Consider the following 17,588-nt stretch of genomic DNA (forward strand, 5'->3'; position numbering starts at 1 on the left):
GTCACCGTCGGACACACGGCAGCGCCGCTCGCCAGACAGGTCACGCTGGTCTTGTTCAGACCGGCCGCGGCCGGATCGCGCACCACCGAGCCGTCAGCCGCGCTCGGGCCGGCATTGCTCAGCTCAATCGTGTACGTGGTCGGGTCGCCGGCCTTGACCGTGTTGACGCCGTTGCTCTTGGTCAGCGTCAGATCCGCCACCGGAATGACCGGGTCGGTGTCGGTGACCGTGCCGGTCGGGGTCGGGTCGGTGGTGTTCGGCGGCAGGGTCGCGGTGACCGAGTTGCTCACCGAACCGCTGGTCGCGGTGACATTGGCGTTGACCGTGAAGGTCAGGGTGCCGCCGGACGGCAGCGTGGCGATCGTCAACCCGCTTTCGAAGTTGGCGACGGTGACCGCCGGACACACCGCATTGCCCGTTGCCAGGCAGGTCACGCTGGTCTTGCTCAGACCGGCCGCGGCCGGATCGCGGATCACCGTGCCGTTGGCCGCGCTCGGGCCGTTGTTGGTCAGCACGACCGTATAGACGGTAGTGCCGCCCGCGGTCACGCCGTTGCCGCCGTTGGTCTTGGTCAACACCAGGTCGGCCACCGCCGCCAGCGTGTTGTTGTCGGTCGCCGAACAGCGCCCCGTCCCCGGATCGAACACGCCGCCGTTGCGCGTGCACTGCGTATCGACGTTGGTCACGTTGTTCGGCGGCGCGATGGTCGCGGTGTTGCTCAACGTCGTCGGGAAGTTCTGCGCGAACGCAGGCAGGCCGGCCAGGGCCAACGCTGCGGCGAACCACATCCTCATCCCGGTGCGAGTCTTGCGCGGGCCAGCATCGGGGTCGCGCGGACGCGGCGACGGGCTGGACGGGATGAGGAAGTTGGCGATTTTCATACGGTAGCCCAAACAGGAGTTCGGTAAGCGCCGGGACGCGCGGGCATCCGCCGGAGGGCGGTGGCCTGCGCGCGTCTTGCGGCTGGTCGACGTGCTTACTGCGGGTTTGCCTTGGTATTGCGGGTCGTGCGGTGCGGCGGCGGGCGCTGCGGCGAACGCGATCGCGTTCAAGCCGCGACGCTCGGCTCCGCGCTCGCTGCGCCTGGACTGCGCGCGCGCTTCGGAGCCAGCTGGGCGGTGCCTGCCGCAGCCACCGGACGCGTGCGTCGGCGCTGCAGCCGCTACTGCCTGGCTGTCGCTTTTTGGTTACGGCGGGAACCGCCCGGCGCATGCCCAGTTCGGGCCACTGCACGACGAGCAGAAAGAAGCCGCCCTATGGGCGGATGGACCAGCGACATCCCCTGGGATATCGGTGCTCAGCCAATGACACGCCATGACGTGCCCCCCCTTGCTCCCACACCCGGTACGCCTTGGCGCTGTCGCTAGTGCGCCTTTTCCGTGCCTGGAGTGGAACCCCTATCGCCAATACGTGATTCGTACTGCCTTACAGGACAAGACCGCAAATAGTGTGCCATCCATCACATTGTTGCTTCAATGAAGATCACAATAAAAATGCGATGGGCAAAGCACAAATCGCGTCCTCATGGGGCAAAAAGTGACGCGAAGCGACGTTTTTTGCCCCACATTCCTGCAGGCGCGCCGAACCGCCCGGACTTACCTGCGACCAACGGACCACGAACTAAAAGTGCGTTTTCGTGTCAAAAATTAGCCGTCTTAGCGCAGAAGAGATGTGAAATTCACATGCGACTTACATCTCAAATAATCACTAAACGCGGGGAAAAAGCCGCTTAAACGCGATTTTCGGTTCAGCGCGTTCAGTCATGGACGCCACTTCGGCGTGCGCCGGGCCGTCCGCCCGGCATTCGCGGCGGACTGAGATGGTTTGCGCCCAGGCCCTATAATTCGCGTTTCTTCGATCCGACCGCCCCATGCCCTCCAGCGCTACGACCCTGTCAGTCCCCGACCTGGCGAACATCCAGTCCCTGGCCCGCGACGACATGGGCGCCGTCGACGCCCTGATCCGGCGCCGGCTGGCCTCGGACGTGGTGCTGATCAACCAGGTCGCCGAGTACATCGTCGGCGCCGGCGGCAAGCGCCTGCGGCCGATGCTGTTGCTGCTGGCGGCCGGCGCGCTCGGCCACCGCGGCCCGCAGGCGCACCAGCTCGCCGCGGTCATCGAATTCATCCACACCGCCACCCTGCTGCACGACGACGTGGTCGACGAATCCGACCTGCGCCGCGGCCGCAAGACCGCCAACGCGGTCTGGGGCAACGCCGCCAGCGTGCTGGTCGGCGACTTCCTGTACTCGCGCAGCTTCCAGCTGATGGTGGAGCTGGAGCGGCTGGAGGTGATGCAGATCCTCGCCGACACCACCAACCGCATCGCCGAGGGCGAGGTGCTGCAGCTGCTGCACGTGCGCAACCCCGACACCGACGAGCCGGCCTATCTGCGCGTGATCGAGCGCAAGACCGCGGTGCTGTTCGCCGCCGCGACCCGCCTGGGCGCGCTGCTGGCCGGCCGCGACGCCGCCGTGCAGCAGCGCCTGCACGACTACGGCATGGCCCTGGGCTACGCCTTCCAGATCGCCGACGACGTGCTCGACTACGCCTCCGACGCGCAGACCCTGGGCAAGAACCTCGGCGACGATCTCGCCGAGGGCAAGGCCACCCTGCCGCTGATCCACGCCATCGCCCACAGCGAGGACGCGGTGCGCGCGCGCCTGCGCGCGGCGGTGGAGCACGGCGACAGCGATGCGATGCCGCAGGTGCTGGCGGCGATCCACGCCACCGGCGGCCTGGCCTACAGCCGCCAGCGCGCGCAGGACTACGCCGACGCGGCCGAGGCGGCGCTGGATGGCTTGGAAGACAACGACTACGTGGCGGCGCTGCGCGGGTTGGCGCGGTATGCGGTGAGCCGCGATCACTGAGGATTGCGCGCGGGTGTGTCTGCGCAGACATCGGGGCTGGAACGTTTGCCGCTGAGCGGCAGGGCGTTTCGGCCCCGATTCGTTTTATCGCCGCGTTGTCGCGACCGCTACCTGTAGGAGCGGCGCGAGCCGCGACCGCGACAACGCAACCACCGCGCCAGTTTCATCGTAGTTGCGTTGTCGCGGTCGCGGCTCGCGCCGCTCCTACAGGCAGATCGCCAAGCTGCGTTGGTATCGGGGGCGCTTGCGCCGCTACGCGAGGCTGCGATGGTTACGGCGTAGTTGCGTTGTCGCGGTCGCGGGTCGCGCCGCTGCTACAGGCAGATCGCGAAGCTACGTCGGGGCTTCAATCGCGCGCGCCGAAGCGCTCGGCGAAGAACGCGCGCATCGCCGCGAACGAGCGCTTGGCCGCGCGCGCATCAAAGCGGCAGTTGTCTTCCGGCGGGTTGCCCGCGTTCTCCGATTCGGCGAAGCAATGCCGCGCGCCGCTGTAGTTGATCAGCTGCCAGTCGGCGCCGCCTTCGTCCATTTCCTGCTCGAAGGCGACGATGTCCTCGTTCGGCACCGACTTGTCGGCGGCGCCGTTGAGCACCAGCACCGGGGTGTTGATCTTGACCCCGTTGCCCGGCAGGTGCGCCTTGAGCCCGCCGTGGAAGCTGGCGACGCCGGCGAGGTTGACGCCGGTGCGCGCCAGTTCCAGCACGCTGGAGCCGCCGAAGCAGAAGCCCAGCGCGCCGATCCGCGACGCATCCAGCGGCGCGGTCTTGTCCTGCGCCTTGAGCGCCGCCAACGCCGCGGTCGCGCGCTTGCGCATGGTCACGCCGCCGTCGGCATAGACCTTGCCGACCGCGGCCTTGGCCTCGTCCTTGTTCTTCGGCCGCACGTCCTTGCCGTACATGTCGGCGACCAGCACCACGTAGTCGTCGCCGGCGATCTCGCCGGCGCGCTTGATCGCGTTGTCCGTCACGCCCATCCAGTTGGGCACCAGCACCAGGCCCGGCCGCTTGATCGCGTTGACATCGTCGTAGACCAGCACGCCGCTGAACGCTTCCTCGCCGATCCTCCATTCCACCGGCCGGGACTTGATCGCGGCGAAAGCGGGCGAGGCGCACAGGGCGAGCAGCAGGACGGCGACGGGACGGCGCATGGCGGGGCTCCGGGGTTGGGCGGTCGGCGCAGACTAGCGCGCTTGCCGGGCCATGGGCGTGACGATGGCGGCCGCGGGCCGATTCGATGCAAGCCGATGACGCGGGCTTTTGTGGGAGAGCCTTCAGGCCCGACGCGGTCGTTTCGGATTGCGGCGATCCGAGCGGAAGGCGTCGGGCCTGAAGGCCCTCCCACGAAAGCGGAGAGCCTCGGGCTGCGGTCTTCCCCGACGAGCGCCGGACTAAGCGATGCCGATGCCCGCGATCGCGCTGATCGTGTCGGGATCGAACCCCGCCAGTTCGGCGAAATGACGGCCGCGGGCGACGTAGTCGCGATACGGGCCGAAGCTCGGCGCGCCCGGCGACAGCAACACCACGCCGCCCTGCGCGCCGAGCGCGTCGCGGGCCTGCTGCATGGCGTCGGCGAGGTCGCGCGCCACGCTCAGGGCGAAACCGCCCTCGCCCGCCACGGCTTCGAGCAGGCGGTGGATGCGCGGGCCGTTCTCGCCCATCGTGACGATCGCCAGCGGTGCGCGCGTGCGCATCGCTTCGGAGAAACCCTGCCAGTCGATGCCGCGGTCGTGGCCGCCGACCAGCAGCGCGATGCGCTGGCCGGCATAGCAATCCAGCGCCGCCAGCGTCGCATGCGGCGTGGTGCTGATCGAATCGTTGACGTAGGCGACGCCGTCGCGCTCGCCGATCGGCTGCAGCCGGTTCGGCAGCGGCTTGAAGCTCGCCGCGGCCGGCGCCAGGGCGACGGCGTCGAGGCCGAGCGCCTCGATCGCGGTCAGCACCGCGCACAGATTGCCGCGGTTGTGCCGGCCCGGCAGCGGCAGCGCCGCGGTGTCCATGATTTCGCGCTCGCCGCGCCACAGCGCATCGCCGCGCAAATGCCAGCCGGCCGGGTCGCCGAACCAGCGGATCTCGCTGTCGGGCAGCGACAGCGCCGCCAGCGCCGGATCGGCGGCGTTGAGCACCGCGATGCGCGGCCGCGCCTGGGTCAGCAGGCGCAGCTTGTCTTCGACGTAGCGCGCCTGCGAGCCGTGCCAGTCCAGGTGTTCGGGATAGAGGTTCAGCGCCACCGCCACGTCCGGCCGCGCGCCGCCGAGGGCGACGTCGCCGGTCTGGTAGCTCGACAGCTCGATCGCCCAGAACTCGGGCGGCTGCGGCGATTCCAACGCGTCCAGCGCCTCCAGCAGCGGCAGGCCGATGTTGCCGGCCAGCGCGGTGCGGTGGCCGCCGGCGCGCAGCAGGTGCGCCAGCAGCGAGGTCGTGGTGCTCTTGCCCTTGGTGCCGGTGACGCACAGCGTGCGGCCGCCGGCGCGCGCGGCGGCATGCTCGCCGAACCACAGCGCGGTGCCGCCGATGAAACGCGCGCCCTGCTCCGCCGCGGCCACGGCTTCGGCGCGGTACGGGCTGATGCCGGGCGACTTGACGATCCACTCGAACCCGCCCAGGCGCTCGGCCGTGGCTGCGGTTTCGACGATCAGGCGCGCATCGTGGAGGCCGCGCGCGTCGGCGGCCTCATCGGGCGAACAGAACAGGGTCAGTTCGAGCTGCGGCAAGCGCGCGCGGATCGCGTGGTAGGCGGCGCGGCCTTCGCGCCCCCAGCCCCACAGCGCGACGCGCTTTGCGTCAAGCTGCGAAATACGCACGCAGTCGCTCCCACAGCGCCGGCGGCACGCGGTGCTCGCCTTCCAGCGCCAGCAGCGGCTCGATCCGCAGCTCCTCGCCCGACAGCTGCGGCCGGATCTCGCGCGCGAAGCGCTCGACCAACGCGTCCTCGCGCCATTCGGCGCGCTCGGCCAGCGCCGCCATCGCCGCGCGCGATTCGCGGCCTTCGCCGACGCATTCGAACGGCTTGTGGTTGCGGTATTCCAGCAGCGCGTCGAAGCCGTCGGTCTGGGCCGGATCGTCGAGCAGGTTGCGGCCGAAGATCGAGACCAGACGAGGCTTGGTCATGAACGGCGCCAGCGCCAGGAACACGAAGTGGCATTTCGGGCAGACGCCGCACCAGCGGCTCGCCGGCCGCTCGCCGAGGATGTGGAAATTGCGGTTGCAGCTGCTGAAATGCGCGTCGTAGCGATCCCCGCGCGCGAACTGCCGCGCCACCGCCAGTTCGCTCAACGGCCGCAGCAGCGAGTAGTAGCGCAGGTCCGCGGCCACGTGCGTCTGCAGGTAGTCGCCGAACGCCTGCTCGCAGGCCCAGCCCTTCGACCACTGGTGGTTCACCTCGCCGGTGCCCTCGATCATGCTGCCGTAGCTGGCCGAGCGCTCGTTGGAGAACACCACCTGGTCGACGCCGCGCAGCAGCGCGGCCAGGGCCATGATCGCCGAGTTCACCACGGTCACCGGGATGTGGCCGTTGTACGCGCCCTGGCGGTTGTACTCGAACAACTGCGGCGCCAATGCGCGGCCGAGGTTGAGCGTGGCCAGGCCGGTGCGCTGGGCGCAGGCGGCGATCAGCTGCGAGCCGCCGATCCAGGTGACGGTCTGCTCGATGCCGAGCGCGCGCAGGGCCTCGATGCTGACCAGCGAGTCTTTGCCGCCGCCGATGGCGACCAGCGCGTGTTCGCGCAGGCCCAGCGACGGCGCCGCCGGATCGGCGGCGGCCTGCGCCGGAAACTCGATCTTGCCGTGCAGGTTCAGGCCGTTGCGGTAAGCGAACTCGCCCAGGCCGTTGACGTAGATCAGCTCCAGCAGCGCCGCGGTGTCGGCGTCGATGGCGTACGAATCGATGCGGATCGCCTCCGGCACCGCCGCCTTGTAGTAGCTCACGCCGGCGATCAGGTGCAGCAGCCGCAGCATGCGTTCGACCGCCTGCGCGCGCGCGCCGTCGAGCGCGAACGGCGCGCCGGGCACGACGACGGTCTCGACCAGCTCCGGGCCGTCGTCGAAGGCGTAGACCAGTTCGGCCACGCCGGTCGCCGCGTCCAGGCCGCAGCGCACGAATCGGAAGGCGCGCACGGCGTCGCGCTGGAATTGATCGCTCACAGGTTCACTCTCGAAATCGAAACGGTCGCGCGCCGCGCAATCGCGGTGCCCAGGGTCGCGCAAGCGCTCATCCGAGCACCTCCTCGACCGGCAGCGCGCGCAGGTTGTAGCTGTTGGCCATGGCCATGCCGTAGGCGCCGGCGTCGGCGACCAGGATCGTGTCGCCTTCCTCGGTCGCCCTGGGCAGCAGGCGCGCGCGGCCGAGCACGTCGCTGCTCTCGCACACCGGGCCGACCACGTCGAAGGCGGCGGTGTCGGTATCGTCGGAGCGGCCGAGGTTGTGGATGCCGTGGTAGGCCTCGTACATCGCCGGGCGCATCAGCGCGTTCATGCCGGCGTCGCAGCCGATCCGGCGCACCCCGTCCTTCTCCACCACCTGGGTGACCGACAGCAGCAGCACGCCGCTCTCGGCGACCAGGTAGCGGCCCGGCTCGACGATCAGGCCATAGCGCGGATACGCGGCCTTGATCTCGTCCAGGCCGGCGCGCCAGGCGTTGAGGTCGAACTCGCGCGCTTCCGGCGTATACGCCACCGGCAGGCCGCCGCCGATGTCGATGGTCTCGATCGTGCCGACGCTGTCGGCCAGCCCGGCCAGGCTGGCGTAGACGCCGCGCCAGTGCTGCGGATCGTCGATGCCGCTGCCCAGATGCGCGTGCAGGCCGCTGATGCGCGCGCCGAGCTTGCGCGCCTCGTCGACGAAGGCGTCGAAGCGCGCCAGCGGCAGGCCGAACTTGGCCGCGACGCCGCCGGTGCGGACTTTCTCGTGGTGGCCTTCGCCGTGGCCCAGGTCCAGGCGCAGCCACAGGGTGCGGCCGCGGAACGTCTCGGGCCAGCGCTTGAGCGCCTCGACGTTGTCGAGGGTGACGATCACTCCGCGCTTGAGCGCCGCCTCGTACTCGTGGCGCGGGGCGAAGCTCGGGGTGAACAGCACCCGCTCGGGCGCCATGTGCGGGATCGCCTGGAATACCCGCTCGATCTCGGCCAGCGACACGCATTCCAGGCCGAAGCCTTCGCCGACGATCGCGCGCAGCACCGCCGGGTGCGAGTTGGCCTTCATCGCGTAGAAGCAGCGGTCGACCGCGGCGGTGCCGATCAGCGCGCGGGCGCGTTCGCGCACCGTGGCCAGGTCGTAGACGTAGCGCGGGGTGCCGGCGGCGGCCATCGCCAGCAGGCGCGCACGCTGCGCCTGCCACCACGGCGCGGCGCGTTGCGGCTTGCCGTCGGCGATCTCGCGCCAGCTCGGGCCGAACACGCTGTCGTCGCGCACCGGCATCGCGCCGCTGCGGATCAGTTCGTGGTGCAGGTGCGGCAGCAGGCCGTCGGCGTCGGCTTCGTCGATGACGAAAGTCAGGTTCAAGTCGTTGGACGACTGCGAGATCAGGTGCACGCGCTCGCGCCCGAACGCGGCCCAGATGTCGGACAGCCGGTGCAGCAGCGAGCGCATGCCGCGGCCGACCAGGGTGATCGCCGCGCACGGCGCGATCACCTTGACCCGGCATACCTCGGCCAGGTCCGCCGACAGCGCTTCGAGCACGTTGCTGTTGACCAGGTTCTCGCTCGGGTCCAGCGACACGGTGACGTTGGTTTCCGACGAGCCGATCAGGTCGATCGACAGACCGTGGCGCTTGAAGCGCTCGAACACGTCGGCGAGGAAGCCGACCTGCTGCCACATGCCGATGCTTTCCATCGACACCAGCACGATGCCGTTGCGGCGGCTGATCGCTTTCACGCCCGGCACCGTGGCGGCGCTGGCGTCGATGCGGGTGCCGGGCAGGTCGAAGCGCTCGGTGTCGAGGATCGCCATCGGCACGCCGGCGTCGCGGCACGGCGCGATCGAGCGCGGGTGCAGGACCTTGGCGCCGGTGGTAGCGATTTCCTGCGCCTCGGCGTAGTCCAGCCGCGCCAGCAGGCGCGCCTCGGGGACTTCGCGCGGGTTGGCGCTGAACATGCCGGGCACGTCGGTCCAGATTTCGACCCGCTGCGCCTTCAGCAGCGCGCCGAAGTAGGCGGCGGAGGTGTCGGAACCACCGCGGCCGAGGATCGCGGTGCCGCCGTCGCCGTGGCGGGCGATGAAGCCCTGGGTCAACAGCATTTGCGTCGGCTGCGCGCTGAAGCGCTCGAGGAAGCCCGGCTCGGCGTGGTGGCGGCAGTTCACCGACAGGCGCTGCGCCCACTCGCTGGCGTTAGGCAGCGAGACCGCGTCGAGCCACTCGCGCGCGTCGCACCAACCGAAGTCCAGGCCCTGCGAGCGCAGGTAGGCCGCGCCCAGGGTCGACGACAGCAGCTCGCCCTGGCCCAGCACTTCGGCCTGCCAGTCCAGCGCGCGGCGGGCCGCGCGCGGATCGGTTTCCAGCGCAACCAACCTCGCCAGGCGCTCGCCGAGCACGCGGTCGGGATCCAGGCCGAGTTCGGCGCAGAACGTGCGGTGGCGCTCGACCAATCCGGCGAAGCGCGCGGCCAGGCCGCCGTCGTCGCCGGCCGGCGCGTAGGCGATGGCCTGCAACTCGTTGGTGACGCCCGACAGCGCGGAGACCACCACCAGCACGCGGCGGCCGTCTTCGCGCAGACGTTTCCCAGCCAGGCGTCCGATCGTGTCCCAACGGTTGCGGCGGGATACCGAAGTACCGCCGAACTTGAGCACCACCCAGCCTGTCTGTTGCGTCTCCACGTCTTCCTCGGTCGTCGATTCCACTTGATGGGCCCGGCACGCGGCCGGGGCAGGTCGATCCGCCCGCAGCGGCCGATGAACGGGCGCGGCGGGATTCCACACTTGCGGGTCTGGCGTGCCTAGAATTACGCGCCTTGCAGCCGGCGCCCGTGTCGCATCAGCGCCGGCCCGGCAGCCGGGCACGAACCCGCGATTCTAGTCCAACCCGACCGTCGCCGAACGCCCGGCCCGCAAGTCTTTCGCCACGCTGTCGAAACGCACGCTGCCCCGCCGCTCCTCCCGCCCTGGCCCCGCCCTTGTACGCCACCTGCACGGGCCTTACGGAACTCCCCTGGAAATGACGCAACGCCGCTATCTGCAACTGGACGTCTTCGCCGACCGCCCCGGCGCCGGCAATCCGCTGGCCGTGGTCCTGGACGCCGAAGGCCTCGACGATGCCGCCATGCAGGCCATCGCCCGCTGGACCCGGCTGCCGGAGACCACCTTCGTGTTCGCCCCGACCCAACCCGGCGCCAGCTACCGCATCCGCATGTTCAGCCCGCGCCGCGAAGTGCCCTTCGCCGGCCACCCCAGCGTCGGCACCGCCTGCGTGGTGCTGGAGGCCGGCCTGGCCGCGCCGGTCGACGGCGTGCTGGTGCAGGAAGGCGTGGCCGGCTTGCTGCCGCTGGCGGTGTCCGGCGAAGGCGACGCGCGCACGATCGCGGTGCGCACGCCGCGCGCGCGCGTGGTCGAGACCGCCCGCGCCGACGATCCGCGCCTGAGCGCGGCTTTGCGCGATCTGCCGCTGGGCGCGCTGCCGCCGGCGCTGATGGACGGCGGCCGCCGCTGGTGGCTGGCCGAACTGCGCGACGAAGCCGCGCTGCGCGCCGCCCAACCGGATTGGGCGGCGATCGGCAGTTTGGCCGAAAGCACCGAAACGATGGGCCTGTGCGCGTTCGCGCGCGCCGATGCGGGCCAGGACTACGACCTGGTGGTGCGCGCCTTCGTCGGCGCGCCGGCGCAGTTCGAGGACGCCGCCTCCGGCGCCGCCAACGCCACCCTGGCCGCCTGGCTCAAGCACAACGACGCCCTGCCCGGCCGCGACGGCCGCTACACCGTCAGCCAGGGCCGCGAAGTCGGCTTCGACGCGCGCCTGCAGTTGCGCGTGGACGCCGACGGCGAGGTCTGGTCGGGCGGGCGGGTCAGCAACGTGGTGCGCGGGCAGATCGACTGGCGTTGAGCGCACTGCGCGACGGGCGGCGCGGACATGCGCCGCCCGCTTGCGACGGCCGCGTATCGACCGGGCGCGCCGCGCAGGCGCGCATCCCGACCGTGCGCATCGAAGCGGCCCGCGCTGCATAACCCACGCCGCGATCGCGGATTTCGCTCAAGCGCCTTCGGCCCGCGCCACCGCGCGCCGCCCCAGCCACGCCGCGACGAACGCAGGCAGGTACATCAGCAGGCCATACACCGCCGCCGGCACCGCGATCGCCGGCGACTGCAGCAGGGTCAGCGCGATCACGATCGCCAGGGTGCTGTTCTGCACGCCCACTTCCATGCCGACGGTGATCGCATCGCGCAGGCCGAGCCGGGCGAGCCGGCCGAGCAGGAAGCCGCCGCCGATCGCCGCCGCGCCCATCGCCAGCGCCGCCGGGCCGAGTTCGCCCAGGCTGCGCGCCAGCACGTCGCGCTGGGTGATGCAGATCGCCACGATCAACACCAGCAGCAAGCCGAGCGCGAAGCGGCTGACCCACGGTTCCACCCGCAGCGCGAACGCCGGCGCGAACCGGCGCAGGGCCATGCCGGACAGTACCGGCGCCAGCACCAGCGCGGCCAGGTGCAGCACGGTCTGGCCGAACGGCAGGCGGATGCCGCGGGTCTCGCCGCCGAACCAGTGCAGCGCCAGGTCGACCAGCAACGGCACGCTGAGGAAGGTCGCCAGCGCGCTGATCACGGTCAAGGTCACCGCCAGGGCGACGTTGCCGCGGGCCAGGTAGGTCAGCGCGTTGGAGCTGCTGCCGCTGGGGCAGGCGGCGACCAGCACGAAGCCGACCGCGAACTCCACCGCGCCGGGCCCGCCGGCGCGGACCACCAGCCAGGCCGTGGCGAAGCCGAGCAACGGCAGCAGCAGGTAATGGCCGACCAGGCCGACCGCGACCGGCCGCGGCCGCCGCAGGATCTGGCGGAAGTCCTCGCCGCGCAGGGTCAGGCCGATGCCGCACATGATGATGGCGATCGCCAGCGGCAGGCCGATCTTGAGCAGTACGCTGTCCTGCACGGAGCTCTCCTTGTTGGGTGGCGCGGACGCGGTCCGCAGAAGCGGGCCGGCGCGTCCTCGTTGGCCACGGTGCGGTCCGGCGTGGCGCGATTGTGTGCGGCGCGCCGCGGTTCCAGCCGGCCGCAACCGCCGGGGCGGGCCGGATCGACTCGCGCCGTTGCGGCCCAGCGGTTCGAACCGCCCGATCCGCCGACCTCGCGTCGATCCCGCTCGATCCTAGCCGCTGCCGCGTGGCCGCGCCCGAACGAGCGGACACCGGCCGCGGCCTGCGCCACAATCGCCCGAACCCGCCCGCCGCCGCAGACGCCGCCCTATCCGCATGACCGAGCCCGCCGCCCTGCCCGCCGATCCCTGGCTGCGCGACCTCTCGCCCGAGTTGGTCGCGCACCTGCAGGCGATGTCGGTGCGCCGGCGCCTGCGCGACGGCGAGCTGCTGTACGCGCGCGGCGACGCGGCCGAGGGGCTGTACGGCGTGGTGTCCGGGCGCATCCGCCTGAGCGTGCCGACCGCGGGCGGACGCGAGATGCTGATCGTGCAGTTCGAGCCCGGCAGTTGGTTCGGCGAGGTGTCGATGTTCGACGGCGAACCGCGGCCGCAGGACGCGCGCGCGGTCGGCGACAGCGAGATCCTGCTGCTGCCGCGCACCCGCTTCCTGGCGCTGCTGGAGCAGCACCCGGAGTTGTACCGCGGCTTCACCCGGCTGCTGTGCCGCAAGCTGCGCACGGCGCTGGACTACGTCGAGGACGCGCTGACCCTGCCGCTGGCCGCGCGCCTGGGCAAGCGCCTGCTGGAACTGGCGCGGGTGTACGGGGTCGAGCGCGAGGAAGGCCGCCTGATCGACCTGCCGCTGCCGCAGGACGACCTCGCCAACATGCTCGGCGCGACCCGCCAGAGCGTGAGCAAGCAGCTCAAGGCCTGGGAGCAGCGCGGCTGGATCGCGCTGCGCTACCGGCACGTGGTGGTGCGCGATGCGCCGGCGCTGGAACGCGCGCTGGCGCAGGACGCGGCACGCGACGCGCGCTGAGCGGCGCGGCGCATCGCTTGCGCCGGCGGTTTAGCTCGACGCCGGCAGGTCGACGACGGCTTCGACCCGGTGTCCGTCGGGATCGATCAGGAAACACGCGTAGTAGTGCGGCCCGTAGTCCGGGCGCGGGCCGGGCGCGCCGTTGTCGCGGCCGCCGCCGGCGAGCCCGTCGCGGTGGAACGCATCCACTGCGGCGCGCGAGGCGGCGGCGAAAGCGAGATGGGAACCGTCGCCGGGCGCGGCGGCGGCGGGCGTGAGGTTCAACAACAGCAGATCCTGGTTGTCGATGAGCCCGTAGCCGATGGATTCGTCGCCGTCGAACACCCGGCGGTAGCCGAGCGCGCCGAGAACCGCATCGTAGAACGCGCCGGCGCGGGCGAGATCGCGCACGCCGAGGGAGAGGTGATGGAACATGGATTCGCCGCGCACGAGTGAGACCGGCGCAGCTTAGCAGCCGCCCCGTGTAGGAGCGGCGCGAGCCGCGACCGCGACAACGCAACTGCGCCGAAACCTTCGCAGTCGTCGCGTTGTCGCGGTCGCGGCTCGCGCCGCTCCTACAGTCGGGCCTCGCGGCCGCCGGAACGGTCCGGCGGCCGCACGATCCTCAGAAGCGCGCGTCGAGGGTCAGGAACAACTGCCGCGGCGCGTTGGCGTGGAAGGCGTAGGTCTTGCCCTGCGGGTCGGACGCGCTGAACGCGGTCAGGTTGCTCGCGGTGCGCTTGTCGGTGAGGTTGCTGGCGTTGAGCGAGACCGACCACTGCCGCAGCGGGCCCATCGCATCGAAGGTGTAGCGCACGGCCGCGTCGAAGGTGGTGTAGCCGCCGAAGCCGTTGTCGTTGAGATAGGTGTAGTAGCGCTTGCCGGTGTACTTGCCGCTGACGCTGGCCAGCCACGGGCCGCGGCTGTAGCTGACTTCGCTGGAGAACATGGTGTCGGGCACGTCGACCACGCGCTTGCCGCTGGTCGGCACGGTCTTGCCGCCGTCGACGTAGTTGTCCTCGTAGGTCGACTTGTTCCACGACAGCGCGTTGTACCACTGCAGCCCGTCGAGCGGCTTCCAGATGAAGACCAGCTCGCTGCCGTAGCTGTCGACCGAACCGACGTTGAAGAACTTGGTGATGCACTCCGGACGGGTGCCGGCTTCGATGCTCGAGCACGGGTTCAGCGAGAGCAGGCGGTTGTCGAAGCGCACCTTGTATACGCTGAGCGAGGCCTGGTAGGTCTCGCCGACCTGGCGATAACCGGCCTCCAGGGTCTGCGACTCTTCCGGCTTGAGGTCGGCCTTCTGCGCGTCGAACGCGGCCTGGCCGATCGCCAGCGGGCCGCCGGCGCCGCCGCCGACGAACGCGGCGACGTTCTCGGTATAGGCGGCGAACAGTTCGCGGCCTTCGCCGAGCTTGTAGCCCACGCCCAGCTGCGGCAGGAAGCTGTCCTTGGTCTCCAGGCGGCCGCTCGCGTTGGGCACTTCCATCATCTTCGACGGGACCTGGGTCGCGCGCATGTCGACCTGGGTGCTCTTGGCGCCGACGTCCACGGTCAGGCGGCCGTCGAGCAGGCTCATGGTGTCCTGCAGGTAGGCCTGGCGGGTGTTGATGCGGTACTTCTGGAAGAACAGGCGGCGGTCGGGATCGTTGAGGAAGCGGTCGTCGTCGATCGGCCCTTCGATGAAGTAGAAGTTGCGCTGCACGTCGTGGTGGTTGCTCTCGTACCAGAACCCGCCCTGGATGCGGTGGATGCCGACTTCCCAATCCAACGAGGCCATCGCGCCGTAGCGGTTGATGCCGTAGTTGGTGCTGCGGATCGAGATCGGGATTTCCTTGGCCGTGTTCGGGTACGACCAGTTGCCCGGCGACCACCAATGGCCCTGGCCGCGGTCGTCGTGGTAATAGGTCTGCGCGTTCAGGCGCAGGCCTTCGCCGAGGTTGAACTCGCCGGCCAGCGCGGCCAGGCGGTCGGTGCGCAGCGCGCGGCTGGCGTAGTAGGCGTCGTCGATGGTCGCCGCCGGCGATTCGAACTTGCAGCGGCGGTCGCCGGCCTTGTTCGCCGGCCACGGCTTGGGCGCGCAATAGGCGGCGTTGAGCGCGCGCTGCCAGTCGGGCTTGTACAGGTTCCAGTCCCAATCCGCGCCGCGCGCGAGCAACGCCTTGGACAGATACGCGTAGTTGGCCTGGCTGGTTTCGGCGCTGGAGACGAACGCGCTGAGGCGGTTGCCGTCGCCGAAGTTGTACACGGCCTTGAGGTTGACCTGGCTCTGGTCCTGGTTGTCGTGCGGGCGCGACCACATGTCGGCGCTGAGCAACGAGCCGGACAGGTACATCGAGAAGCCGCCGTGCTCGCCGGTGTCCAGGCGCGCGTAGGTGCGGCGGGTGCTGTCGCTGCCGAAGGTCTGGGCCACGCGCAGGCCGAATTCGGCCTCCGGGTCGGCCGAGAAATACTGCAAGGTGCCGCCGAGGTTGCTGGTCGAGGCGGTGCCGAGCGAGCCGATGCCCGCGGCCAGTTCGGCGCCGGCGAGGTTCTCGCCGATCAGCGCGCGGCTGATGCCCAGGCCGTTGTAGTTGCCGTAGCTGTTGTCGCCCAGCGGGATGCCGTCGAGGGTGTAGCCGAGCAGGCGCTGGTTGAAGCCGCGCAGGCTGATGGTCTGCGATTCCTCGTTGGCGCCGTAGGCGTCGTTGGACTGCACCGAGATGCCCGGCAGCTTGTTGAGGATCTTCTGCGGGCTGGTGCCGGCGACGGTCTTCTCGATGTCGGCCAGCTTGACCCGCTGCACCTGGCGGGTTTCGCCCAGGCCGATGACCGAGACCGCGTCGAGGGTGGTGGCGTCGCGGGCCTCGCCGGCGGCCGCGGCGTCGGCGCCGTTGGCGGCGGCGTCGGCGGCATGAACGGGCGCGGCGGCCAGGGCGGCGGCGATCGCCAGCGCGAGCGCGGCGAAGGTGCAGGGGTACGGCTTCATTGCGGATCTCCGGGGGAGCGGGGCAAAAATCCGCGCAAGCATGGGCAATGCAGATGACGCGCTGATGGCGGCCGGGCGCGCGCGCAGGCGCCCTCGCGCCGGGCTAAGACCAATTGGCTATCCGCCGCCGGGCGCCGCGCGAGGGCGTTTTTGCGGCGCGAATCGACAGTTTCGCGGCAGCGCGGCGTGCCCGCGCCGGCCCCTAACCCTAAGGTGCTATTGGCCCTCCCCCTGCCGCCGCCCACCATCGGCGCCGGGTCTGGGGACGCCCTTGCGCGCCGTCGCCGATGCGACGCACGGACCGCGCTCCCACCCACGATCTTCGCAACAGGAGCCGATGTGAGCGCCATTACTTCCACCGAAGCCCCGGCCGCGGCCCCGAGCATGACCCCGGGCCAGCGCCTGAAATCGATCTTCTCCGGCTCGGTCGGCAACCTGGTCGAGTACTACGACTGGTATGTCTACAGCGCGTTTTCGCTCTACTTCGCCCACGTGTTCTTCCCCTCCGGCGACCGCATCTCGCAGGCGCTCAACGCCGGCGCGATCTTCGCCGTGGGTTTCCTGATGCGCCCGCTCGGCGGCTGGGTGTTCGGCCGCTACGCCGACCGCCACGGCCGCCGCGCCGCGCTGATGCTGTCGGTGCTGCTGATGTGCGCCGGCTCGCTGATCATCACCTTCACCCCGGGCTACGGCACCATCGGCGTGTTCGCGCCGATCCTGCTGGTGGCCGCGCGGCTGATGCAGGGCCTGAGCGTCGGCGGCGAATACGGCAGCTCGGCGACGTATCTCAGCGAGATGTCCTCGCGCGAGAACCGCGGCTTCTGGTCGAGCTTCCTGTACGTGACCCTGATCCTGGGCCAGTTGCTGGCGCTGCTGGTGCTGATCGTGCTGCAGCAGTTCGTGCTGACCGAAGAACAGCTCAGGAATTGGGGCTGGCGCATCCCGTTCGGGATCGGCGCGATCGCCGCGATCACCGCGCTGTACCTGCGCCGCAATATGCAGGAAACCGAATCGTTCACCAAGCTCAAGAACAGCGACGCGCCGGCCAGGCGCGAAGGCTCGCTGCGCACGCTGATGCGGCACCCGCGCGCGGTGCTGACCGTGGTCGGCCTGACCATGGGCGGCACGCTGGCGTTCTACACCTACACCAACTACATGCTGAAGTTCCTGACCATCAGCGCCGGCTTCGACAAGGAAACCGCGTCGTTGATCAACGCCGGCACCTTGTTCGTCTACATGCTGCTGCAGCCGCTGGTCGGCGCGCTGTCGGACCGCATCGGCCGGCGCCCGATCCTGATCGCCTTCGGCGTGCTCGGCACGATCCTCACCGTGCCGGTGATGCACTGGATCCGCGGCGCGCAGACGCCGATGGAAGCGTTCTGGCTGATCATGATCCTGCTCGCCGCGGTCAGCGGCTACACCGCGATCAACGCGGTGGTGAAGGCCGAACTGTTCCCGGTGGAAGTCCGCGCGCTCGGCGTCGGCCTGCCCTACGCGCTGACCGTCGCCCTGTTCGGCGGCACCGCCGAGCCGGTGGCGCTGTGGTTCAAGAAGATCGGCATGGAAACCGGCTTCTTCTGGTACGTCAGCGCCTGCATCTTGTGCTCGCTGCTGGTCTACGCGCTGATGCCCGACACCCGCAAGCATTCCGCCATCGACCGCGACTGACCGCGCGCGCCGA

General features: G+C 70.3%; 12 protein-coding genes. 4 read left to right on the top strand and 8 right to left on the bottom strand.

From position 1 onward, the window contains the following. Positions 1-1,052: DUF11 domain-containing protein (locus BLV01_RS23140; RefSeq protein WP_139179122.1), on the bottom strand; the 1,052-nt coding region annotated here is incomplete at its 3' end. 818 nt (positions 1,053-1,870) lie between these two features. Here BLV01_RS23140 and BLV01_RS23145 point away from each other — a divergent pair. Next, positions 1,871-2,869 (top strand): polyprenyl synthetase family protein, encoded by a 999-nt coding sequence (locus tag BLV01_RS23145; RefSeq protein WP_091805806.1) that lies wholly within the window; start codon positions 1,871-1,873, stop codon positions 2,867-2,869. 346 nt (positions 2,870-3,215) lie between these two features. Here the strand turns inward: BLV01_RS23145 and BLV01_RS23150 are convergent, their stop codons facing one another. The 4 genes from BLV01_RS23150 to BLV01_RS23165 all read right to left on the bottom strand — a co-directional run bounded on the left by BLV01_RS23150 (position 3,216) and on the right by BLV01_RS23165 (position 9,676). Continuing rightward, positions 3,216-4,016, bottom strand: coding sequence for a dienelactone hydrolase family protein (locus BLV01_RS23150; protein ID WP_091805808.1), 801 nt, complete (start codon positions 4,014-4,016; stop codon positions 3,216-3,218). A gap of 240 nt (positions 4,017-4,256) precedes the next feature. After that, complete coding sequence (gene murD / locus BLV01_RS23155; RefSeq protein WP_091805811.1) at positions 4,257-5,669, bottom strand: UDP-N-acetylmuramoyl-L-alanine--D-glutamate ligase; 1,413 nt, start codon at positions 5,667-5,669, stop codon at positions 4,257-4,259. Further along, entirely contained in the window at positions 5,650-7,008 is a 1,359-nt protein-coding gene (murL, locus tag BLV01_RS23160) for a UDP-N-acetyl-alpha-D-muramoyl-L-alanyl-L-glutamate epimerase (protein WP_091805814.1), read from the bottom strand. Before murL ends, murD begins: the two co-directional genes overlap by 20 nt. Positions 7,009-7,075: 67 nt before the next feature. Next, positions 7,076-9,676, bottom strand: a complete 2,601-nt coding sequence (locus BLV01_RS23165; RefSeq protein WP_091805905.1) for a bifunctional aspartate kinase/diaminopimelate decarboxylase — start codon at positions 9,674-9,676, stop codon at positions 7,076-7,078. A 337-nt stretch (positions 9,677-10,013) separates the two neighbouring features. Here BLV01_RS23165 and BLV01_RS23170 point away from each other — a divergent pair, with 337 nt between their 5' ends. Further along, positions 10,014-10,895, top strand: coding sequence for a PhzF family phenazine biosynthesis protein (locus tag BLV01_RS23170; protein WP_091805817.1), 882 nt, complete (start codon positions 10,014-10,016; stop codon positions 10,893-10,895). Positions 10,896-11,042: 147 nt separating this feature from the next. Here the strand turns inward: BLV01_RS23170 and BLV01_RS23175 are convergent, their stop codons facing one another. Further along, positions 11,043-11,933: a bile acid:sodium symporter family protein gene (locus BLV01_RS23175; protein ID WP_091805820.1), complete on the bottom strand. Its 891-nt coding sequence runs from the start codon at positions 11,931-11,933 to the stop codon at positions 11,043-11,045. Positions 11,934-12,252: 319 nt separating this feature from the next. Between BLV01_RS23175 and BLV01_RS23180 the strand changes: the two genes are divergently transcribed. Further along, complete coding sequence (locus BLV01_RS23180) at positions 12,253-12,957, top strand: Crp/Fnr family transcriptional regulator (RefSeq protein ID WP_091805823.1); 705 nt, start codon at positions 12,253-12,255, stop codon at positions 12,955-12,957. 30 nt (positions 12,958-12,987) lie between these two features. Here BLV01_RS23180 and BLV01_RS23185 read toward each other — a convergent pair whose 3' ends face one another. Both BLV01_RS23185 and BLV01_RS23190 read right to left on the bottom strand, forming a co-directional pair. Further along, a complete protein-coding gene (locus BLV01_RS23185) occupies positions 12,988-13,371 on the bottom strand; it encodes a VOC family protein (RefSeq protein ID WP_091805826.1) in 384 nt (127 codons plus the stop codon). Positions 13,372-13,561: 190 nt separating this feature from the next. Continuing rightward, positions 13,562-15,907, bottom strand: coding sequence for a TonB-dependent receptor (locus tag BLV01_RS23190; protein WP_091805829.1), 2,346 nt, complete (start codon positions 15,905-15,907; stop codon positions 13,562-13,564). A gap of 339 nt (positions 15,908-16,246) precedes the next feature. Between BLV01_RS23190 and BLV01_RS23195 the strand changes: the two genes are divergently transcribed. Next, entirely contained in the window at positions 16,247-17,575 is a 1,329-nt protein-coding gene (locus BLV01_RS23195; protein ID WP_254782746.1) for an MFS transporter, read from the top strand. Positions 17,576-17,588: the final 13 nt, after the last annotated feature.

Origin of the sequence: Lysobacter sp. yr284 (genome assembly GCF_900107375.1) — a bacterium.
Lineage (GTDB): Bacteria > Pseudomonadota > Gammaproteobacteria > Xanthomonadales > Xanthomonadaceae > Lysobacter.